The organism is Streptococcus sanguinis (assembly GCF_026781265.1).
In the GTDB taxonomy this organism is placed as follows: Bacteria; Bacillota; Bacilli; order Lactobacillales; family Streptococcaceae; genus Streptococcus; species Streptococcus sanguinis_T.
This window is the reverse complement of sequence record NZ_JAKUVC010000002.1, coordinates 675,352-697,629: the sequence shown is the minus strand read 5'-3', so window position 1 is coordinate 697,629 and position 22,278 is coordinate 675,352. Positions and strand designations below refer to the sequence as shown.

Here is a 22,278-nt window from a genome sequence, read left to right as displayed (position 1 = left end):
AATAAAAGGGTTATCATGATTACCAAAGAGCATTATCAATATATCCGGCATCACCCTGCCTTTGTCAATCTGCCAGTGGAGCTTTTTGATAAATTAGCAGTAGAGATTCAGTATCGCAAGATTCCAAAAGGGCAAATTATCTTTTTTGCAGGAGACCGGCGTGAGCGCCTTTTTCTCTTGTCTCAAGGCTATGTTCGGATTGAGCAGTATGATTCGACAGACACATTTTCTTATATGGATCATGTCAAGAAAGACAGTGTTTTCCCCTATGGAGGTATGTTTTTTGATGAGCGCTATCATTACACAGCCAGCGCTGTCACCAATGTCGAATATTTGTCCATTCCTATCGATTTGTTTGAAGATTATTCAAAGAAGAGTGTGGACCAGCTGTTGTTCATTACCAAGCGCTTATCGCAAATCTTGGAATTTCAGGAATTGAGATTGCGCAATGTCGTAGCGGCCAGTGCCAGTGAGCGTGTTATCCAGTCTCTGTCGCTGCTCTGCATGGATTTGTGCAAGGAGGGGGATAGCCTGCCCTTTCCTATCAGTATGAAAGAGTTGGCAAAACTAGGAGCCACAACTCGGGAAACGGTCAATCAAGTTCTGAAAAAGCTCTTGGATGAAGGTCGGATTGAATACCAACATAAAAAATTAACTTTTAAAGAGAAAGAGTATTTTATGAAATACCTTGCTAGAAGCTAATCGGTTCTGATTAGCTTCTTTTTTGTTAAATAAATTCAAAATATTCTAATATTAACCGTGTATTGATTTTGTTTTAAAAAATAAATATTCACAAAAATAATATAATCAGTAAAATATTCAAAGAAAACGCTTTAAAAAAGAATATTATAAAAATAAAAATCAAAAAAAGCAAAGGATTTGGCATTTGCAATGTTGGCTTTTTCTTGAAAGCGGTAGCATTAAATGCTAGAATAGTACATGTAAACGGGCTTAGGAAAACCTAAACCGCAAAGAAAAAGGAGGACAGTAGATGTCTACACATCCAATTCGTGTTTTCTCAGAAATTGGAAAACTGAAAAAAGTTATGTTGCACCGTCCTGGCAAGGAGTTAGAAAACTTGCAGCCGGACTACTTAGAACGTCTTCTTTTTGACGATATTCCTTTCTTGGAAGATGCACAAAAAGAACATGACAACTTTGCTCAAGCGCTTCGCAATGAAGGAGTTGAGGTGCTCTATCTTGAGCAGCTGGCTGCTGAGTCACTGACTTCTCCAGAAATCCGTGAGCAATTCATCGAAGAATATCTGGAAGAAGCCAATATTCGCGGCCGTGAAACTAAAAAGGCTATTCGCGAACTGCTCAATGGTATCAAAAACAACCAAGAGTTGGTTGAAAAAACAATGGCAGGAGTTCAAAAAGTTGAATTACCAGAAATTCCTGAAGAAGCAAAAGGCTTGACGGACTTGGTGGAATCTGATTATCCATTCGCTATTGATCCAATGCCAAACCTTTACTTCACACGTGACCCATTTGCTACAATTGGTAATGCTGTATCGCTCAACCACATGTATGCAGATACTCGTAATCGTGAAACTCTCTACGGTAAATACATCTTCAAACATCACCCAGTATACGGTGGAAATGTTGAACTTGTTTACAACCGTGAAGAAGATACACGTATCGAAGGTGGGGACGAACTGGTTCTTTCAAAAGACGTGCTGGCAGTTGGTATTTCACAACGTACAGACGCAGCTTCTATCGAAAAACTCTTGGTCAATATCTTCAAGAAAAATGTTGGCTTCAAGAAAGTTTTGGCTTTTGAATTTGCCAACAACCGTAAGTTCATGCACTTGGATACTGTCTTTACGATGGTTGACTATGACAAGTTCACGATCCACCCAGAAATCGAAGGCGATCTTCGCGTTTACTCTGTAACTTATGTTGATGATAAACTTAAGATTGTTGAAGAAAAAGGTGATTTGGCAGAAATCTTGGCAGAAAACCTTGGTGTGGAAAAAGTTCACCTGATTCGCTGTGGTGGTGGCAATATCGTAGCTGCTGCGCGTGAGCAGTGGAATGACGGTTCTAACACCTTGACTATCGCACCTGGTGTGGTAGTGGTTTATGACCGTAACACCGTTACTAACAAGATTTTGGAAGAATACGGCTTGCGTTTGATTAAGATCCGCGGAAGTGAATTGGTTCGCGGTCGTGGTGGACCACGCTGTATGTCTATGCCATTTGAACGTGAAGAAATTTAGGAATCCAGTATTTTACTGATACTCAAAGAATAGAAAGAGGAAATAATAGAATGACACATTCAGTATTCCAAGGACGTAGCTTCTTAGCAGAAAAAGACTTTAGCCGTGCTGAGTTAGAATACCTTATCGGTCTTTCAGCTCACTTGAAAGATTTGAAAAAACGCAACATTCAACACCACTATCTTGCTGGTAAGAATATCGCTCTCTTGTTTGAAAAAACATCTACTCGTACTCGTGCAGCTTTTACAACAGCAGCTATTGATCTTGGAGCACATCCAGAATACCTTGGTGCTAACGATATCCAGCTTGGCAAGAAAGAATCTACAGAAGATACTGCTAAAGTTTTGGGCCGTATGTTTGACGGGATTGAATTCCGTGGCTTCAGCCAACGCATGGTAGAAGAATTGGCAGAATTCTCAGGTGTTCCAGTATGGAATGGTCTGACTGACGAATGGCACCCAACTCAAATGTTGGCTGACTACTTGACTGTTCAAGAAAACTTTGGCCGTCTGGAAGGCTTGACATTGGTATACTGTGGTGATGGACGTAACAACGTTGCCAACAGTTTGCTGGTTACAGGAGCTATCCTTGGCGTCAACGTTCACATCTTCTCACCAAAAGAACTCTTCCCAGAAAAAGAAATCGTTGAATTGGCAGAAGGCTTTGCTAAAGAAAGCGGCGCTCGTGTGCTGATTACAGAAGATGCTGACGAAGCAGTTAAAGGCGCTGATGTTCTTTACACAGACGTTTGGGTATCAATGGGTGAAGAAGACAAGTTTGCAGAACGCGTTGCCCTCCTTAAACCTTATCAAGTAAACATGGATTTGGTGAAGAAGGCTGATAACGAAAACTTGATTTTCTTGCACTGCTTACCAGCATTCCACGATACAAATACTGTTTACGGTAAAGATGTCGCTGAAAAATTCGGCGTAGAGGAAATGGAAGTAACAGACGAAGTCTTCCGCAGCAAATATGCTCGTCATTTCGACCAAGCAGAAAACCGTATGCACACAATTAAAGCGGTTATGGCTGCAACTCTTGGAAACCTCTACATTCCAAAAGTGTAATTTTACATAAGAAACCGTCTACCAACAGCTATGAGGGCTGCGACTAATAGCTTTAGTCCGGCCCTCTTTTATATGATAAGGAATGCTTATTTCCTTATTGAAAATTTGAAAATCTACTAAAATAAATTGGAAGCGCATTCTTTGGAGCGCGATTAAGGAGAATTTAATGGCAAATCGTAAAATCGTTGTAGCTTTGGGAGGGAATGCCATCCTTTCATCTGACCCATCAGCGAAAGCACAGCAGGAAGCCTTGGTGGAAACTGCTAAACACTTGGTGAAATTGATTAAAAACGGGGATGACCTTATCATTACCCATGGAAATGGTCCACAGGTAGGGAACTTGCTGCTGCAACACTTGGCAGCAGACTCTGAAAAGAATCCTGCCTTCCCACTAGACTCTCTTGTGGCTATGACAGAAGGCAGTATCGGCTTTTGGCTGCAAAATGCTTTGCAAAATGCTCTCTTGGATGAAGGTATCGAAAAAAATGTCGCTTCTGTTGTGACGCAAGTAGTAGTTGATAAGAACGATCCAGCTTTTGTCAACCTCAGCAAGCCAATCGGTCCTTTCTACTCAGAAGAAGAAGCAAAAGCGGAAGCTGAAAAGAGCGGAGCGACTTTCAAAGAGGATGCTGGCCGCGGTTGGCGCAAGGTCGTTGCTTCACCAAAACCAGTGGATATCAAGGAAATTGAAACGATCCGTACGCTTTTGAATCAAGGTCAAGTAGTAGTAGCTGCAGGTGGCGGCGGTATTCCTGTCGTCCAGGAAGACAATGGCCATCTTACTGGTGTTGAAGCCGTTATTGACAAGGACTTTGCTTCTCAGCGCTTGGCAGAGTTGGTTGATGCAGACCTCTTCATCGTCTTAACGGGTGTGGACTATGTCTTTGTTAACTACAACAAACCAGATCAAGCAAAACTGGAACATGTGAATGTTGCTCAATTGGAAGAATACATCAAGCAAGAACAATTTGCACCAGGCAGCATGCTTCCAAAAGTAGAAGCAGCTATCGCCTTTGTCAATGGTCGTCCAGAAGGGAAAGCAGTTATCACATCTCTGGAAAATCTGGGTGCTCTGATTGAGTCTGAGAGCGGTACGATTATTGAAAAAGGCTAGGAATAGAACTAGCTGAAAAGCGATAGCAAGTAATCTCTATTGCTGCTGCAAGTCTTTTCCTGAAAATCTTTGATTATTTTCAAAAATACTGGCTTTTTCAATGTTAATATGGTAAAATGTAAACAAAGTAAGCGTTTTCTTGTTTACTCATGCAGGAAAATGCAGGTTCGTAACCTCGTAAAAAACGTTTAGGAGGAAAAACAAATGAGTGAAAAAACAAAAAAAGGGTTTAAGATGCCTTCATCTTACACCGTATTGTTGATAATCATTGCCGTTATGGCAGTGCTGACTTGGATTATCCCAGCCGGGGCTTTTATAGATGGTGTGTATCAAAAACAAGCGCAAAATCCACAAGGGATTTGGGATGTCCTGATGGCACCGATTCGTGCTATGTTGGGTACGCATCCTGAGAAAGGATCCTTAATCAAGGAAACTACTGCAGCGATTGATGTTGCCTTCTTCATCCTCATGGTCGGTGGTTTCCTTGGAGTTGTTAATGAAACTGGCGCTTTGGATGTGGGAATTGCCTCTATCGTTAAGAAGTACAAGGGTCGCGAAAAGATGCTGATTGTGGTCTTGATGCCTCTATTTGCCCTCGGTGGTACTACCTATGGTATGGGTGAGGAAACCATGGCCTTCTATCCGCTTTTGGTACCAGTGATGATGGCGGTTGGTTTTGACAGTCTAACTGGGGTAGCTATCATCTTGCTTGGTTCGCAAATCGGATGTTTGGCTTCTACGCTAAATCCATTTGCAACTGTTATCGCTTCAGAGACTGCTGGTGTTGGAACTGGTGAAGGAATTGTCCTTCGTCTCATCTTCTTGGTTATTCTGACTGCTCTCAGCACTTGGTTTGTTTACCGCTATGCAGATAAGATTCAAAAAGATCCGACCAAGTCATTGGTTTACAGCACTCGCGAAGAAGATTTGAAACACTTTAACGTTGAAACTTCTTCATCTGTTGAGTCAACTCTGAGTAAAAAACAAAGAACAGTTCTATTTCTGTTCATCATGACATTTGTCATTATGGTATTGAGTTTCATTCCTTGGACAGATCTCGGTATTACTATATTTAAGGACATCAATACCTGGCTGACAGGTCTTCCAGTACTCGGTAAGATTATTGGTTCATCTACTTCTGCACTGGGTACTTGGTACTTCCCAGAAGGAGCTATGCTCTTTGCCTTCATGGGAATCTTGATTGGTGTTGTGTACGGTCTCAAGGAAGACAAGATTATCTCTGCCTTTATGAACGGTGCAGCTGATCTGCTTAGCGTAGCCCTAATCGTAGCAATCGCCCGTGGTATCCAAGTAATCATGAATGACGGTATGATTACAGACACTATTCTCAACTGGGGTAAACAAGGACTCAGCGGTCTGTCATCACAAGTATTTATCGTCTTGACCTATATTTTCTACCTGCCAATGTCCTTCCTTATCCCATCATCATCTGGTCTAGCCAGTGCGACTATGGGAATCATGGCTCCTTTGGGAGAATTTGTCAATGTCAAGGCTAGCTTGATCATCACAGCTTATCAGTCTGCTTCAGGTGTGCTGAATCTGGTTGCACCAACTTCTGGTATCGTTATGGGAGCTTTGGCACTCGGACGTATCAATATCGGTACTTGGTGGAAATTTATCGGCAAGCTGATTGTAGCGATCATTGCGATCAGTATTGGTCTCTTACTCCTAGGAACTTTCCTACCATTCCTATAAGCTAGAAGCTGAGGTGATTCCATGAAAAATTTTATAACGGAAAAAGTTAAAGAAGATTTTCTTGAATCTTTGAAAACAATCGTTTCTTATCCTTCAGTACTGAAGGAAGGTCAAAATGGAACACCTTTTGGACAAGCTATCCAAGATGTCCTAGAAAAAACTTTAGAAATCTGTCGGGAGCTAGGTTTTACAACCTACCTCGACCCTAAAGGTTATTACGGATATGCAGAAATCGGTCATGGAGCTCAGCTCCTGGCCGTTCTCTGTCATTTGGATGTTGTTCCATCAGGTGATGAGTCGGACTGGCAGACGCCGCCTTTTGAAGCCACTGTCAAAGATGGCTGGATTTTCGGCCGTGGGGTGCAGGACGACAAGGGACCTTCCATGACCGCTCTTTATGCTGTAAAGGCATTGCTGGACAGCGGAGTGGAATTTAAAAAGCGGGTTCGCTTTATCTTTGGTACAGATGAGGAGACGCTTTGGCGCTGTATGGGTAGGTATAACCAGCTAGAAGAGCAGGCTGTACTTGGCTTTGCACCGGACTCTTCCTTCCCTTTGACCTATGCTGAGAAGGGGCTTCTGCAGCTCAAGCTGGAAGGGCCTGGCTCTGACACTATAGAGCTCGAAGCTGGTCAAGCTTTTAATGTTGTTCCTGCCAAGGCTTCCTATTCGGGCAGCCTACTGGAGTCAGTAGTTGCTGACTTGGAAGATTTAGGCTATGAATATGAGCGAACGGCAGAAGAAGTAACGGTTATCGGCTTGCCCAAGCATGCCAAGGATGCCGCCCAAGGAATCAACGCCATTATTCGCCTAGCTAAGGTCTTGCAGCCCTTGGATTCGCATCCGGCTCTTGCATTTCTGGCTCAGGCGGTCGGTGAAGATGCAACAGGCAGCCATCTCTTTGGTCCTGTGTCTGATGAACCGACGGGCTTTCTTTCCTTTAATGTTGCTGGTCTGACTTTAACTTCTGACCGCTCTGAGATTCGGATTGACATGCGGATTCCGGTATTGGCAGACAAGGATAAGTTGGTTGAAAATCTAGCAGAAATAGCCAGTCAATACGAGCTGACCTATCAGGAGTTTGACTACTTGGCTCCGCTCTACGTACCTTTGGACAGTGAGTTGGTCAGCACTTTGATGGAAATTTATCAGGAGAAAACAGGAGACGACAGTCTAGCTATGTCTTCTGGCGGAGCGACCTTTGCTCGTACGATGCCTAACTGTGTTGCCTTCGGTGCTCTCTTTCCGGGAGCTGACCAGACAGAGCATCAGGTCAATGAACGATTGCTCTTAGATGATCTGTATCGGGCCATGGATATTTACGCGGAAGCCGTTTATCGTTTGGCTACAACACCTTAAATGCTGACTTTTTGAAAGCATCTTCAAATCTTATTTGTACTGCATCGCTATGGTCAAGTATGGCTTGCTGATGATTTTCATTGAGGCAAAAATCGAAAATAGAAAAAGCTGAGGCAATTTGTCTCAGCTTTTATTTACTAAAGAAAAATGGTGGGGTGAATTCTTTGAGCTTCTCAAAGCAGTCAAGGGCACCTTGGTTATCCTCGCAGATAATCAGACAGACGTCATCTCCACAGACAGTAGCTACAATCTGTGGTAGCTCTAGAGCGTCTAAAATTGCACCGAAAGACTGGGCCAGACCAGGCAGGGTTTTCATGACGACTTGATTTTGAACTGGCCGCAGCATGACCAAAGCATCCTCCATATAGAAACGAAGGCGTTTTTCCCAACGGGATGGTGCGATGCTGTTGATGATATAGTAGGAAATATCGTTCTCACTGACCTTGACCAGATTGAGTGCTTTCATATCTCGTGAAAGAGTGGATTGGGTCACGACGACACCGTTTGCTTCCAAATGCTCCTGAAGTTCTTGCTGGGTATGGATTTTTTTCTCCATGATTAAGGAGCGGATGAGACGGTGTCTGCTTTCAATTTTATTCATAAATTTTCACCTATAGTTATTTGATAAACATAGCATCACCAAAGCTGAAGAAGCGATAGCGCTCAGCAATAGCGTGCTCATAAGCTTCAAGTGTTAAGGAACGTCCGGCAAAGGCAGAGACTAACATGACAAGAGTTGACTTGGGCAGGTGGAAGTTGGTTGAAAAAGCATCAACGACCTTCCAATCGTACCCCGGCTTGATGAAAATATTGGTCCAGCCAGAGTCAGCCTGAATCTGACCCTGAAATTTACTACCAATTGTCTCCAAGGTGCGGATAGATGTTGTACCGACTGCAATGATACGTCCGCCATTTGCCTTGACCTGACGGAGTATCTGGGCAGCTTCCTCGGACAGACTATAAAATTCGGAGTGCATCTCGTGATCATCTAAGCTGTCTACAGAAACCGGTCGGAAAGTTCCCAGTCCGACATGAAGGGTCAGATAGACCAGCTTGACTCCCTTAGTAGCAATCTGCTCCAATAGCTCTTCTGTGAAATGAAGTCCAGCAGTTGGCGCAGCGGCAGAGCCGTTTTCCTTGGCATAGACAGTCTGGTAGCGTTCGCGGTCTGCCAGTTTTTCGTGGATATAAGGCGGAAGCGGCATTTCTCCCAAACTTTCCAAGACCTCTAGGAAAATCCCTTCGTAGCTAAAGCGCACAATTCGGCCACCGTGCTCAAGCTCTTCTACCACATTAGCAGTTAAGCGGCCATCGCCAAAGGAAATTTGAGAACCTACTCTGAGGCGCTTGGCTGGCTTAACTAGCACTTCCCAATCATCGCCCTGAGTATTTTTAAGTAGCAGCAGCTCGACATGGCCCCCTGTCTCAGGCTTGATACCATAAAGGCGGGCAGGCAGGACACGCGTATTATTCATAACTAGGGCATCGCCGGGCTGGAGCTGATCAATAATCTGGTCAAAGTGCTGGTCGGAGAAGGCTCCCGTTTCTTTATCAACCACTAGCAAGCGGGAAGCATCCCTTTTCTCTAAAGGCGTCTGAGCAATCAGTTCTTCAGGCAGGTCAAAATCAAAATCAGCGGTATTCATCGTATCTCCTTATATTGTTTTCATCAGCCAGAGTAGGTAGGCGGCCAGTAGGAAGGGACTAGCTGTAAGCAAGCCTCCTAAAATCAAACTTACAATCTGCCAGCCTGGTTGTTTTTTCATGAGGAAACTCAAGCTGCAGAGTAAGACTCCGACTAAAAATAAAATCAATAAAACAATCAGTAAAAACATGTCTCTATTATAACACGATTTGCCGCAAAAGGAAGCGAGCACGACTAGAAAGTATGTCTATTTTGCAAACTTTTTCTTGACAAAAATTGGTCTATACCATATAATAAAGTTAAGAAAAGATGTGGAGGTGGAAAATGAAAATTATTCAAGTGGAAAACCAAGTAGAAGGTGGCAAAGTAGCTCTTGAACTGCTCAAGGAAAAGATAGCTCAAGGAGCAAAAACTTTGGGCTTGGCTACAGGAAGCAGCCCAGAAGAATTTTACAAGCAGATTGTTGAGAGCGACCTTGATTTTTCAGAGATGACCAGTGTCAATCTGGATGAATATGTCGGTTTGCAGGAGGAGGATCCTCAGTCTTATCGTTATTTCATGAATCAACACCTCTTTAACCAAAAGCCTTTTAAAGCAAGCTTCCTGCCTAATGGAGCAGCGAAAGATTTAGAAGCAGAGGTGGCGAGGTACAATCAGCTTCTTACAGAGCATCCAGCTGATTTGCAGATTTTGGGAATCGGTACGAATGGCCATATCGGCTTTAATGAGCCGGGGACTAGTTTTGACAGCCAGACTCACTTAGTAGATCTGACGCCGTCCACCATTCAGTCCAATGCTCGATTCTTTGACAAGATGGAAGATGTTCCGACTCAGGCTATTTCCATGGGGATTGTCAATATCCTCAATGCTAAGTTCATCATTCTCTTTGCTTATGGTTCAGCTAAGGCCAAAGCCATAGCAGGGACTGTTGAGGGTGAGGTGACAGAGGAGCTGCCAGGCAGTGCCCTCCAGAACCATCCAGATGTTGTGATTATCGCTGATAAGGAAGCACTTAGCTTGTTAAATCACTAAGATTTTGACGTTGTTGCTAGAAAACTGGCTTTGCCAGATAAAAGTCTCTTAATTTCCTATCTATTTTTTAGGTAGGATTTTTAGATTTATGATTGACTTTGCGTAAAATATGATATACTAGATAGGAATAATTGTTCTTTGGAGGATCCTGTGAAGAAAAAGCTTTTGTTATTGGGAATTGTGTTCCTGACCTCGTTAGCGCCACTAGCTGCTAGGGCTGATGAATTGGTGGATATGGCTAAAAAGATGTATCCGCATGATAATGTTCAGGCGATTAATCGTCCCAAGTCTTCTCTCGTTATTGACGGCAGTACAGGTGATGTTGTCTGGGAGGATAATGTCGATGAGGTGCGTGATCCCGCTAGTATGAGTAAGCTCATGACGCTTTACTTGGTCTTTGAAGCGATTAAGGAAGGAAAAATCAGCGAAAAGACGGTCATTACAGCTACACCTCAGGATCAAGCTACCGCTAATATTTATGAAATTTCTAATAATAAAATTGTCGCTGGTGTGGACTATACCGTAGCTGAGCTGATTACCATGACAATCGTGCCTTCATCCAATGCGACAACAGTCATGCTGGCCAATTATCTATCTGACAATGATCCAGATGCTTTCTTGGATCGGATGAATACCAAGGCTCAAGAGCTGGGCATGACCAATACCAAGTGGTTCAATGCCAGCGGTGCAGCAGCGGTTTCTTTCAAGGGCTATTATAATCCTCAGAATTATGATAATACTCTCAGCAATCAGACCACTGCTCGTGATTTGGGGATTCTGGCTTATAACTTTGTCAATCACCATCCTGAAATTCTAAACTATACTAATAAAGCCAAGGTTACGGTTAAAGCCGGAACTCCTTACGAGGAAACCTTTGAAACCTATAATTACTCCCTGCCGGGTGCTAAATACGCACTCAAGGGCGTAGATGGCATGAAGACAGGCTCTAGTCCTAACGGTGCTTTTAACTATATCGCAACCATTAAGCGTGGCGATCAGCGAATGATTGCTGTGATTATGGGAGTCGGTGACTGGTCTGACCAAGACGGTGAGTATTACCGCCATCCTTTTGGTAATGCTTTGATTGAGAAGGCTTATGCGGACTATGAGTACAAAAAACTCCTCTCCAAGGGTGAGCAGGAGATTGATGGACAGAAATATAAGCTGCCTGAGGATTTCTACGCTACTGTTAAAAAGGGCACCGAGCCTAAAGTCAAGGTTGAAAACAATGTTCTCAAGGCTGAAAATGGCTTGAAGACCTTGTCTAGCAAGATCTCTGATGAAATGAAAGTCGAGAAAGTTGAGAATCCTGTCGTTCAGGCCATTGAAAACGTGACTGGCAGCAAATCAGAAAGCAAGCCTTGGTATGGTGTGTTCTTCAGCGATAAGATGTTAATTCTGCTGCCTGTTGGCATCCTGCTAATCATTCTGTACTTTGAATACCGCAGTCGCCAAAAACGCAAGGCTGCAAAGCAGGAACGTCGTAGAAATACAGATGTTGAATAAAGGGAATGTCCTCTGTCACATACGAACGGAATGACTTTCCAAGCTAAAACTCAGTGATTTTGCTGAGTTTTCTTTCTGTTTTAAGGAGATTTTCATGCGAAAAAAGTTTCACAACAGCTATCTGGCTCATTTTTTACTTTTTAATTTTTTCTTTCTGGCCTATTCTCTTTTTTCGACCCTGATATCAGTCTATATGCAGGACTTAGGCTATTCTAATGCCCAAGTATCGATGGTAGTGTCAGCTTCATTCTTTGCTTCCATGTTGGCTCAGCCGATTTTTGGACTTCTCAGCGACGCTTTGGGAATTAAAAAGATCTTCCTTTTTAGCTTTCTAGTTATGATGGTTGGGGCTGTATTTTTCATGAAAGCGACTCAGCTTTGGCAGTTACTGGTCTGGTATAGCCTAGTTCTCATGTTGGTTAACGGGGTCAATCCAGTCATGGATGTTTTGGCGGCTCAAAGTCCTTATACTTATGGTAAGATTCGGATTTGGGGAACCATTGGCTATGCCTTAGGCTCTCAGCTGGCAGGATTGATTTATCAAAGAGTCGCACCACAGGCTATTTTCCCAGTCTTTATTGGTATGATGCTTATCAGTAGTTTAGGACTTTTGGGAATCCAGCCCAAGCACGACCGAGCAGCCCTAGAAAGCAAGAATACCCGCAAGCAGACAGGTCTGGGGAAGCTCTTGACCAACAAAACCTATCTCTTTTACCTGCTTTTGGTCGCCCTCTACTCAGGGGTGGGGAATACTGGTCATACCTATATCCCTGCCATGCTACAGCATAGTGGCTTAGAGGTGGATATGGCTTCGACTGTTGTTGCCCTATCAGTTCTGGTTGAAGCGCCTTTTATCTTTTATTCCTATCTCTTTATGGACAAGCTTTCGATGAAAAAGCTTCTTTATATCTGTCTGGGAATCATCTTTCTCCAGTACAGTGTTTATGCCTTGGATCTAGGTTTGATTTCGAAAATCGGGATGACTCTCCTTTCCAAGCATGTGACCGGCATGGTTTTGATTATGGTGACTTTAAAAATCGTAGCCAGCTTGGTTGATGAAAAATATCTGGTAACTGCCATTGCTCTGGTCCAGACAGCCCGCAGTCTAGGAACCATTCTCATTCAAAATCTGGCCGGCCATTTTCTAGACAGTTGGGGTTACGAAGGAATGAACCTCTTTCTAGCAGCAGTCATCTGTCTAGTCTGCTTGTTGTCCCTCTTTCTGAAATTACCAGAACGAAAAGGAAATCAATTATTTGGATAATGAAAAACGAGTCGGAGAGATGTTCTCTCGACTCGTTTTTGGTGGTGTAGATAGCTTCTCTTTTCTTTTTGCGAATATTTTAGTAAATGAGAGAAATTTTAGAGGGGACTAGGATATGTTTGTGGCGCGAAATCATAAGGGACTTTTGTGTAATGCTCTGGAGGAGAAGATTGAGAAGGGGGCTGATTTTGTCTGCCCAGCTTGTTCGGGGGCAGTCCGTTTTAAAAAAGGTAAAGTTATGCAGCCACATTTTGCACATATTTCGCTAGAAGAGTGTCGTTTTTATAGGGAAAATGAGAGTGCTGAGCACCTCAATCTTAAGGCAGAGCTTTTTCGCTGGGCTGTCCAGACAGAAGAAGTTGAGGTGGAGGCTTTTTTGCCTGCTCTGCAGCAGATTGCTGATTTGCTGGTTAATGAAAAACTGGCGCTTGAAGTCCAGTGCAGCTCCCTAAGTATAGAGCGGCTGCATGAACGGACGCTTTCGTACCGCCAGTATGGCTATCAGGTTCTCTGGCTTTTGGGGCGAAAACTTTGGCTCAAAGATTCCTTAACACGCCTGCAGAAGGATTTTCTCTATTTTAGTCAAAATATGGGCTTTCATCTTTGGGAGCTGGATCAAGAAAAGCGAGTTCTGCGTCTCAAATACCTGATTCACGAAGATCTGCATGGAAAAGTCCAGCACAAGACTAAGAACTTTCCCTTTGGTTACGGCCAGCTTTTGGACATTTTGCGTTTGCCCTTTCAAAAGCAGGAGATGACCAGCTTTCTGGCCCAGCAAGATCCGCACATCTGCAATTATATCCGTCGTCAGCTTTATTACCAGCATCCTAGATGGATGAGGCTGCAGGCCCAGCTCTACCAGGCTGGAGATAATCTCTTGACTAAGACTGCAGAGGATTTCTATCCACAGATTCGACCAATACAAGCTGCCTCCTTCTGTCAGATAACTAATGACCTGACTGGCTATTACCAGCAGTTTGAGACCTATTATGCCAATCTCCAGCAAAAAAATCTGCAAATTGTTTATTCACCGGCTTTTTATACAAGGATTTTACGTTGATTTGTGATAGAATAGGGGAGTCGGAGGATTTTTTTATGGCAAAACAAAGAAATGAAATTGAAGAAAAATATACTTGGGATTTGAGTACCATTTTCCCAACAGATGAAGCCTTTGAAGCGGAGTTGGCTCAGGTTTCAGAAGAAGTGAAGAAAGCAGCTAGTCTGGCTGGGCATTTGCTGGATTCAGCGGACAGTCTCTTAACAACGACTGAAGTACAGTTGGACTTGATGCGTCGTATTGAAAAGCTTTATTCTTATGCTCACATGAAGAATGACCAAGATACACGTGTGGCTAAGTACCAAGAGTATCAGGCTAAAGGCATGACTCTTTACAGCGATTTTGGTCAAAGCTTTGCCTTCTACGAGCCCGAATTTATGGCGATTACAGAAGAGCAGTACCAAGCTTTCTTGTCTGAGCAGCCAGCCTTGCAACTTTATCAGCATTATTTTGACAAGCTTTTGAAAAAGAAAGTCCACATCTTAACACAGCGCGAAGAGGAGCTATTGGCCGGTGCTGGTGAAATTTTTGGTGCAGCGGGCGAAACCTTTGCTATCTTGGATAATGCAGATATCGTCTTTCCCATGGTGCTTGATGAAGATGGAAATGAAGTTCAGCTCAGCCACGGTAACTATATCACCCTGGTCGAGTCTAAGAACCGAGAGGTCCGTAAGGAAGCTTATGAGGCTCTCTACAGCGTATACGAGCAGTATCAGCATACCTATGCTAAGACTCTGCAGACTAATGTCAAGGTTCACAACTACAATGCGAAAGTCCGCAAGTTTTCATCTGCCCGTGAAGCAGCCTTGTCAGCTGACTTTATTCCAGAAAGTGTTTATGATAGCCTAGTTTCAGCTGTCAATAAGCATTTGCCTCTCTTGCAGCGTTATATCGCTTTGCGAGCGAAGATTTTAGGCATTTCTGATTTGAAGATGTATGATATGTACACACCTTTGTCAGAGACAGACTACAAGTTTACTTATGAGGAAGCCTTGGCTAAGTCTGAGGAAGTCCTGGCTATTCTAGGTGAGGATTATTTGAGCCGAGTGCAGACAGCCTTCTCAGAGCGCTGGATTGATGTTCATGAAAATCAAGGCAAGCGCTCAGGGGCATACTCAGGCGGTTCTTATGATACCAATGCCTTTATGTTGCTTAACTGGCAGGATACGCTGGATAATCTCTTTACCTTGGTGCACGAGACAGGCCACAGTATGCACTCAAGTTATACTCGTGAGACCCAGCCTTATGTCTATGGAGACTATTCTATCTTCCTAGCTGAGATTGCTTCAACGACTAATGAAAATATCCTGACAGAGAAGCTCTTGGAAGAAGTAGAAGATGATGCTACCCGCTTTGCTATCCTCAATCACTTCTTGGATGGCTTTAGAGGTACGGTCTTCCGTCAAACCCAGTTTGCTGAGTTTGAGCATGCAATCCACAAGGCTGACCAAGAAGGTCAAGTTTTGACTAGCGAGTTTCTCAATGAGCTCTACGCTGACTTGAACGAAAAATACTATGGACTGAAAAAAGAAGACAATCCGCAGATTCAGTACGAATGGGCTCGGATTCCGCATTTCTACTATGATTACTATGTTTTCCAATATTCGACAGGCTTTTCAGCAGCTTCTGCCTTGGCTGAAAAGATTGTCCATGGCAATCAGGAAGACAAGGACAAGTATTTGGACTATCTCAAAGCTGGGAACTCTGACTATCCACTCAATGTCATCAAGAAAGCAGGTGTGGATATGGAAAAAGAAGACTACCTAAATGCTGCTTTTGCTGTCTTTGAGCGTCGTCTGGATGAATTTGAAGCCTTGGTAGAAAAGTTGGGATTAGCATAAGATGGTCGAGACTTATAACCAAAACTCTAATCCCAATATGCGCCGGCCAGTGGTCAAAGAAGAAATTGTAGACTTTATGAGACAGCGTCTCCAGCCGGTCGCTGGTGGACTCAAGGAGCTGGAGGATTTTGCTAAAGCTGAAAATGTACCTGTGATTCCCCATGAGACAGTGGCTTACTTCCGCCTGCTACTCGAAAGTCTCCAGCCAGAGAAGATTTTAGAAATCGGGACGGCTATTGGATTTTCGGCTCTTTTGATGGCGGAGCATGCTCCTCAGGCTCAGATTACGACTATTGATCGCAATCCAGAGATGATTGAGCTGGCCAAGGCTAATTTTGCTAAGTATGATAGCCGTCAGCAGATCACCCTGCTGGAAGGTGACGCAATGGATTTGCTTGAGACACTGGAGGATTCTTACGACCTTGTCTTTATGGACTCTGCTAAGTCTAAGTATGTGGTGTTTTTGCCTCAGGTCCTCAAGCGCCTCAATCATGGTGGGCTGATTCTCATTGATGATGTCTTCCAAGGCGGTGATGTTGCCAAGTCTTTTGAGGACATTAAGCGCGGTCAACGGGCTATTTACCGAGGTCTGCATAGTCTTTTTAACGCAACTTTGGACAGTTCAGATTTAACTTCCAGTCTTCTTCCCTTAGGAGATGGACTGCTTATGATTAGAAAAAAATGACATCTCTGATTTTTTCCTAATTTCCAAAAATTTTTAGTAAAACTTAAGATATCAATTCAAATTTGTGCTACAATAGAAAACATGAACTTTTAAGAATAAGGAGTCAATATAAAATGAAGAAAAAAATATTTGCAGGAGCTGTGACACTCTTGTCAGTCGCTGTATTAGCAGCATGTTCTAACTCAGAAGGCAAGGATATCGTGACCATGAAAGGAAACACGATTACTGTCAATGAATTTTACGATCAAGTGAAAAATAATGGTGCAGCTCAGCAGGTCTTGCTGCAGATGGCCATTAAAGATATCTTTGAAGAAAAATACGGCAAAGACGTCAAAGACAAGGATGTTAAGGATGCTTTCGAAAAGTCTAAAACGGCTTACGGTACAGCATTTGCCCAAGTCTTGGCTCAAAACGGATTGACCGAAGATGCCTACAAGGAGCAAATCCGCACCAATATGCTGGTAGAGCATGCCGTTAAGAAGGCTGCTGAAAAAGAGCTGACTGACGAAAACTACAAGGCTGCCTTTGAAAACTACACGCCAGAAGTAACAGCTCAAATCATCAAGGTTGACAGCGAAGACAAAGGTAAGGAAGTTCTCGAAAAAGCTAAAGCAGAAGGAGCAGACTTCAGTCAAATCGCTAAGGAAAACTCTACCGATGCTGCCACTAAGGAAAAAGGCGGAGAAATCAAGTTTGACTCTGGCTCTACTGATGTTCCAGATGCTGTCAAAAAAGCTGCCTTTGCTTTGGAAGAAAATGGCGTTTCAGACCTTGTGACTGTGCCAGATTCACAGTACTCAGCAAGCTACTATATTGTTAAGCTGGTCAAGAAGTCAGAGAAATCTTCTAACTGGAAAGACTACAAAGATAAACTGAAAAAGATTATCATTGCGCAAAAAGAAAAAGATACTAGCTTCATCCAAAGTGTTGTGGCGAAAGAGTTGAAAGATGCCAACATTAAGGTTAAGGACAGTGCTTTCCAATCTATCTTTGCTCAGTATATCGAAACGACAGGTTCTTCAACTTCTTCATCAAGTGCTGCCAGCAGCTCAAAGACTTCTGAATCTAGCTCAGCAGCTGAAAGCAGTTCAGCGGAAGCTTCATCATCAGCCGCAGAATAAGGTTGACGAAAAGAGAATAAGCAAGTATAATAAGACTGGTGAGAATTGATTTTTCAAGTTCTTAGTTCAGAGAATTGGCGGTGCTGCGAGCCATCTGAGATGGAGAATCATGCTACTCATCTAGCAAAATAGAATACGAAATGAGAATGACAAGTTCATTGAATGAAGGTGGTACCGCGGTTTTTCGCCCTTCGGACAAGGAACTTGTCTTTTATGTTGACTCTGGAGGTAATATAATGAAAAACTATCTTGTTAAACAGAAATTTCGCTTAGGCGGCGAACGCTTTGATATCAAGGACGATCGAGGAAATGTGGATTACCAAGTGGAAGGTTCTTTCTTCCAGATTCCTAAGACCTTTACTATCTATGATAGTCAGGGTCAAATCGTCAGTCAGATTACCAAGACCCTTATAACCCTCCTGCCCCAGTTTGAAATTAAACTCAGCAGCGGGCATAGCTTTTATATCCGTAAGAAATTCTCTTTTTTGCGTGATAAGTATAAATTTGATAATTTGGGTCTTCGAGTTGAAGGGAACATCTGGGATTTGAACTTTCGTCTGCTGGATGACAGCAATCAAGTCGTTGCAGAGATTACCAAGGAGCTCTTCCATCTAACCTCTACTTATCAGGTGAGTGTCTATGATGAGACTTATTCAGATTTGGTGATTTCCCTCTGTATCGCTATTGATTATGTCGAAATGCTGGAAAGTTCGTCCTCATAATGCAATTTTTTAGAAAAAATTTAAGGAGAAAAAACAAATGAAACAAATGTCAAGTGCTCAGGTTCGTCAAATGTGGCTGGATTTTTGGGCAACGAAAGGTCATGCAGTAGAACCATCTGTCAGCTTGGTGCCGGTCAACGATCCAACCTTGCTCTGGATTAACTCTGGTGTTGCGACCCTCAAGAAATACTTTGACGGAACCATTATTCCAGAGAATCCTCGGATTACCAATGCTCAAAAGGCCATTCGAACCAATGATATTGAAAATGTCGGAAAGACTGCCCGCCACCATACCATGTTTGAAATGCTGGGCAATTTCTCTATCGGCGATTATTTCCGTGATGAAGCGATTGAGTGGGCTTATGAGCTTTTGACTAGTCCTGAGTGGTTTGATTTTCCCAAAGACAAGCTCTATATGACCTACTATCCAGACGACAAGGACTCTTACAACCGCTGGATTGCTATGGGCGTTGAGCCTAGTCATTTGATTCCGATTGAGGACAACTTCTGGGAAATCGGTGCGGGACCTTCTGGACCAGATACAGAGATTTTCTTTGACCGAGGTGAGGCTTTCGATCCAGAAAATATTGGGGTTCGTCTCTTAGAAGAAGATATTGAAAACGACCGTTATATCGAAATCTGGAATATCGTTTTGTCACAATTCAACGCTGACCCTGCTGTACCGCGTAGCGAGTACAAGGAATTGCCACACAAGAACATTGATACGGGCGCTGGTTTGGAGCGTTTGGTCGCTGTTATCCAAGGGGCTAAGACCAACTTTGAGACTGACCTCTTTATGCCAATCATTCGTGAAGTAGAGAAGCTGTCTGGCAAGGTATATGACCAAGATGGCGACAATATGAGTTTCAAGGTTATCGCAGACCATATTCGCTCGCTTTCCTTTGCCATTGGTGATGGCGCTCTTCCTGGAAATGAAGGTCGTGGTTATGTCCTTCGTCGTTTGCTTCGTCGTGCTTCAATGCATGGCCAAAAGTTGGGTATCAATGAGCCTTTCCTTTACAAACTTGTACCAACTGTGGGCAAGATTATGGAAAGCTACTATCCAGAAGTTCTTGAAAAGCAAGACTTTATTGAAAAGATTATCAAGAGTGAGGAAGAGTCTTTTGCTCGTACTCTGCACTCTGGTCAACACTTTGCCCAAGGCATCGTAGCAGATCTGAAAGAAAAAGGTCAAACAGTCATTTCTGGTCAAGATGCCTTCAAACTCTACGATACTTACGGTTTCCCGCTGGAGTTGACTGAGGAAATCGCTGAAGAAGCAGACATGACTGTAGACCGCGCTGGCTTTGAAGCAGCTATGAAAGAGCAGCAGGATCGGGCTCGTGCGTCTGTCGTCAAGGGCGGCTCAATGGGCATGCAAAATGAAACCCTGCAGGCTATCACCGTAGAGAGTACCTTTAACTACGAAAAAGAAGAGCTGACAGCTGAACTCCTTGCTATCGTAGCGGATGATGCAGCAGTCGAATCTGTTGAGACAGGGACAACTGCTCTCATCTTTGCAGAAACGCCATTCTACGCAGAAATGGGTGGTCAGGTGGCCGACCACGGTCAAATCTTTGATGGAGCAGGCAATCTGGTAGCGCAAGTTACGGATGTGCAAAAAGCACCAAATGGTCAGCCGCTGCATACTGTAGAAGTTTTGGCTCCTCTGGCTCTGGGTCAAAGCTATAAACTGGAAATTGACCACAGCCGCCGCCATCGTGTTATGAAGAACCATACAGCGACTCACCTCTTGCATGCAGCTCTACATAATGTTCTTGGGAACCATGCAACCCAGGCAGGATCTCTGAACGAAGTAGAATTCCTGCGCTTTGACTTTACGCATTTCCAAGCGGTGACAGCAGAAGAGCTGCGCGCGATTGAGCAAGAAGTCAATGAGAAAATCTGGGAAGCCCTTGCCATTGAGACAGTAGAGACGGATATTGACACGGCTAAGGAAATGGGTGCCATGGCGCTCTTTGGTGAAAAATATGGTAAAGAAGTTCGTGTCGTAACTATCGGCGACTACTCTGTCGAGCTTTGCGGAGGAACCCACGTAGGCAACACTTCTGAAATCGGTATTTTCAAGATTGTCAAAGAAGAGGGTATCGGATCTGGAACTCGCCGTATCTTGGCAGTCACCAGCAAGGAAGCTTTCACAGCCTATCGTGAGGAAGAAGAGGCTCTTAAGGCTATCGCAGCGACCCTCAAGGCACCGCAGATCAAGGAAGTGCCTCACAAGGTAGAAGCGCTGCAAGAGCAGCTGCGTCAACTGCAAAAAGAGAATGCAGAGCTCAAGGAAAAGGCAGCAGCAGCGGCCTCTGGTGAAGTTTTCAAGAATGTTCAAGAAGCAAATGGATATAGCTTTATCGCTAGTCAGGTCTCTGTTTCTGATGCAGGTGCCCTGCGTACCTTCGCAGACACTTGGAAGCAGAAGGACTATTCAGATATTCTCGTACTGGTCGCAGCTATTGGTGACAAGGTTAATGTGCTAGTAGCCAGCAAAGTTTATGATGTTCTTGCTTTTAAACTGGTTAATGCTTTGGCACCAATTGTAGATGGTCGAGGGGGCGGTAAGTCAGATATGGCTATGGCCGGCGGCAGCAAGCAATCAGCTATTCCGGACCTGCTAGCAGCAGTTCCTGAAAAAATAGAACCTCATGTTGATTATTGATAAAAGGTCTGCTCTTTGGGCGGACCTTTTTCTGTGCTCTCAGCTCTCTTACTTCTCTATATGAGAAGCAAATAGGCCGCTTTTCGGCAAGAAATCATGAATGTTCTTTCACATAATTAATGATATTTCCAAAAATATTGCATAAAAATACAGAAAATACTTGACAAAGGGAAAATATACGAGTAAAATAAAACGCATATTTATACGGAGGTGTTTCAAAAATATGCGAATTTCGATTGTAGGAATTACTGGTTACTCAGGAATGGAACTCCTTCGTATTTTACTTCAGCATCCGCAGGCGGAGGTCGTTTCTCTTCATGCCAGTCAAGATATGGAGTCTCCTGTGTCAGAGCTTTATCCTCATTTGAAGGGGATTTGCGAACTGAAAATAGAAGCTTTCGACAGTCAGGAAATAATGCGACGAGCAGATCTTGTTTTCTTTGCAACGTCAAGCGGAGTGGCTAAAGATTTGTCAAAAGACTTTGTAGAAGCAGGATTTCCAGTCATTGACCTATCTGGTGATCATCGTTTGCCAGAGAATATTTATAAAAAATGGTATCAAAAAGAGTCCGCTGAAGACTACGTTCAAAAAGAGTTTATTTATGGGCTGTCTGAGTTTACAGATGTCAGAGGGAAGCGATTTATTGCCAATCCTGGCTGCTATGCGACGGCTACAGAGTTGGCCTTGATTCCCTTGCTGAAGGCTCAGGCTATTGAGCTGAATTCCATTATTGTCGATGCAAAAAGTGGCTTGACAGGGGCGGGGAAAAATCCAGCTGCATCCAGCCATTTTGTCCATGTGCATGACAATTATGTGACTTACAAGCTGAATCAGCATCAGCATATTCCTGAGATTGTGCAACAGCTGCAGCGTTTTGATGAGGGATTGCAGCAGATTCAGTTTTCAACATCCCTCATTCCGCTCAATCGTGGTATCGTGGCGACAGTTTATTGCAAGTTAAAAGAACCTTTGACTCGAGAAGAGCTGGCTGCTATTTACCAGGAATGCTATCAGGATAAGCCTTTTGTCCGTATCCAAGCTGCTCTGCCGAATTTGCATCAGGTTGTCGGTACTAATTATACAGATATTGGTTTTGACTATAATCCTGTGACAAACATTTTAACTGTAGTGGCTGTGCTGGATAACCTGATCAAAGGGGCTGCTGGTCAGGCAATTCAAAATATGAATTTGATGCTGGGGTTCCCTGAAACAGATGGCCTGCTCAGTCAACCGTCCTATGTCTAGATGAGAAA

At 43.5% G+C, this 22,278-nt stretch carries 19 protein-coding genes; 16 read left to right on the top strand and 3 right to left on the bottom strand.

Annotated elements, in window-relative coordinates; genetic code table 11:
• Positions 1–15 precede the first annotated feature (15 nt).
• From MK370_RS03980 to MK370_RS03955, 6 genes are all read left to right on the top strand, one after another.
• Positions 16–702 (top strand): Crp/Fnr family transcriptional regulator, encoded by a 687-nt coding sequence (locus tag MK370_RS03980; protein ID WP_268684248.1) that lies wholly within the window; start codon positions 16–18, stop codon positions 700–702.
• A gap of 289 nt (positions 703–991) precedes the next feature.
• On the top strand, positions 992–2,221 hold the full coding sequence (gene arcA / locus MK370_RS03975; protein WP_268684247.1) for an arginine deiminase: 1,230 nt from the start codon (positions 992–994) through the stop codon (positions 2,219–2,221).
• Positions 2,222–2,271: 50 nt separating this feature from the next.
• The gene (argF, locus tag MK370_RS03970) at positions 2,272–3,288 is read left to right on the top strand and encodes an ornithine carbamoyltransferase (protein WP_002896073.1); all 1,017 of its coding nucleotides are present in this window, start codon (positions 2,272–2,274) and stop codon (positions 3,286–3,288) included.
• A 166-nt stretch (positions 3,289–3,454) separates the two neighbouring features.
• Positions 3,455–4,402 carry a carbamate kinase gene (gene arcC / locus MK370_RS03965; protein WP_268684246.1) on the top strand — a complete coding sequence of 316 codons (948 nt, stop codon included), beginning with the start codon at positions 3,455–3,457 and terminating at the stop codon, positions 4,400–4,402.
• Positions 4,403–4,606: 204 nt separating this feature from the next.
• Positions 4,607–6,118, top strand: coding sequence for a YfcC family protein (locus MK370_RS03960; protein ID WP_268684245.1), 1,512 nt, complete (start codon positions 4,607–4,609; stop codon positions 6,116–6,118).
• Between the two features lie 21 nt (positions 6,119–6,139).
• The gene (locus tag MK370_RS03955; protein ID WP_268684244.1) at positions 6,140–7,477 is read left to right on the top strand and encodes a dipeptidase; all 1,338 of its coding nucleotides are present in this window, start codon (positions 6,140–6,142) and stop codon (positions 7,475–7,477) included.
• Between the two features lie 130 nt (positions 7,478–7,607).
• On the opposite strand, the gene MK370_RS03950 is transcribed toward MK370_RS03955, so the two are convergent.
• Genes MK370_RS03950 through MK370_RS03940 form a run of 3 tightly spaced genes read right to left on the bottom strand, consistent with a single transcriptional unit; the run spans position 7,608 to position 9,312 of the window.
• Complete coding sequence (locus MK370_RS03950) at positions 7,608–8,078, bottom strand: arginine repressor (protein WP_268684243.1); 471 nt, start codon at positions 8,076–8,078, stop codon at positions 7,608–7,610.
• A 16-nt stretch (positions 8,079–8,094) separates the two neighbouring features.
• On the bottom strand, positions 8,095–9,123 hold the full coding sequence (queA, locus tag MK370_RS03945; RefSeq protein ID WP_268684242.1) for a tRNA preQ1(34) S-adenosylmethionine ribosyltransferase-isomerase QueA: 1,029 nt from the start codon (positions 9,121–9,123) through the stop codon (positions 8,095–8,097).
• 9 nt (positions 9,124–9,132) lie between these two features.
• Entirely contained in the window at positions 9,133–9,312 is a 180-nt protein-coding gene (locus MK370_RS03940; protein WP_002897949.1) for a hypothetical protein, read from the bottom strand.
• Between the two features lie 134 nt (positions 9,313–9,446).
• On the opposite strand from MK370_RS03940, the gene MK370_RS03935 reads away from it, so the two are divergent.
• The 10 genes from MK370_RS03935 to argC all read left to right on the top strand — a co-directional run bounded on the left by MK370_RS03935 (position 9,447) and on the right by argC (position 22,270).
• Complete coding sequence (locus MK370_RS03935; protein WP_268684241.1) at positions 9,447–10,154, top strand: glucosamine-6-phosphate deaminase; 708 nt, start codon at positions 9,447–9,449, stop codon at positions 10,152–10,154.
• Positions 10,155–10,304: 150 nt separating this feature from the next.
• The gene (locus MK370_RS03930) at positions 10,305–11,660 is read left to right on the top strand and encodes a DUF1958 domain-containing protein (RefSeq protein ID WP_268684240.1); all 1,356 of its coding nucleotides are present in this window, start codon (positions 10,305–10,307) and stop codon (positions 11,658–11,660) included.
• A gap of 94 nt (positions 11,661–11,754) precedes the next feature.
• Positions 11,755–12,924 (top strand): MFS transporter, encoded by a 1,170-nt coding sequence (locus MK370_RS03925; protein ID WP_268684239.1) that lies wholly within the window; start codon positions 11,755–11,757, stop codon positions 12,922–12,924.
• Positions 12,925–13,039: 115 nt separating this feature from the next.
• On the top strand, positions 13,040–13,984 hold the full coding sequence (locus tag MK370_RS03920; RefSeq protein ID WP_268684238.1) for a competence protein CoiA: 945 nt from the start codon (positions 13,040–13,042) through the stop codon (positions 13,982–13,984).
• 35 nt (positions 13,985–14,019) lie between these two features.
• Positions 14,020–15,822: an oligoendopeptidase F gene (gene pepF, locus MK370_RS03915; RefSeq protein WP_268684237.1), complete on the top strand. Its 1,803-nt coding sequence runs from the start codon at positions 14,020–14,022 to the stop codon at positions 15,820–15,822.
• Position 15,823: 1 nt separating this feature from the next.
• Positions 15,824–16,507, top strand: coding sequence for an O-methyltransferase (locus tag MK370_RS03910; protein ID WP_268684236.1), 684 nt, complete (start codon positions 15,824–15,826; stop codon positions 16,505–16,507).
• Between the two features lie 113 nt (positions 16,508–16,620).
• A complete protein-coding gene (gene prsA / locus MK370_RS03905) occupies positions 16,621–17,628 on the top strand; it encodes a peptidylprolyl isomerase PrsA (protein ID WP_002904120.1) in 1,008 nt (335 codons plus the stop codon).
• A gap of 140 nt (positions 17,629–17,768) precedes the next feature.
• Positions 17,769–18,350 carry an LURP-one-related/scramblase family protein gene (locus MK370_RS03900; RefSeq protein ID WP_268684235.1) on the top strand — a complete coding sequence of 194 codons (582 nt, stop codon included), beginning with the start codon at positions 17,769–17,771 and terminating at the stop codon, positions 18,348–18,350.
• Positions 18,351–18,387: 37 nt separating this feature from the next.
• The gene (alaS, locus tag MK370_RS03895; RefSeq protein WP_268684234.1) at positions 18,388–21,024 is read left to right on the top strand and encodes an alanine--tRNA ligase; all 2,637 of its coding nucleotides are present in this window, start codon (positions 18,388–18,390) and stop codon (positions 21,022–21,024) included.
• Positions 21,025–21,247: 223 nt separating this feature from the next.
• Complete coding sequence (gene argC / locus MK370_RS03890; protein WP_268684233.1) at positions 21,248–22,270, top strand: N-acetyl-gamma-glutamyl-phosphate reductase; 1,023 nt, start codon at positions 21,248–21,250, stop codon at positions 22,268–22,270.
• The last annotated feature ends 8 nt before the right edge of the window (positions 22,271–22,278 follow it).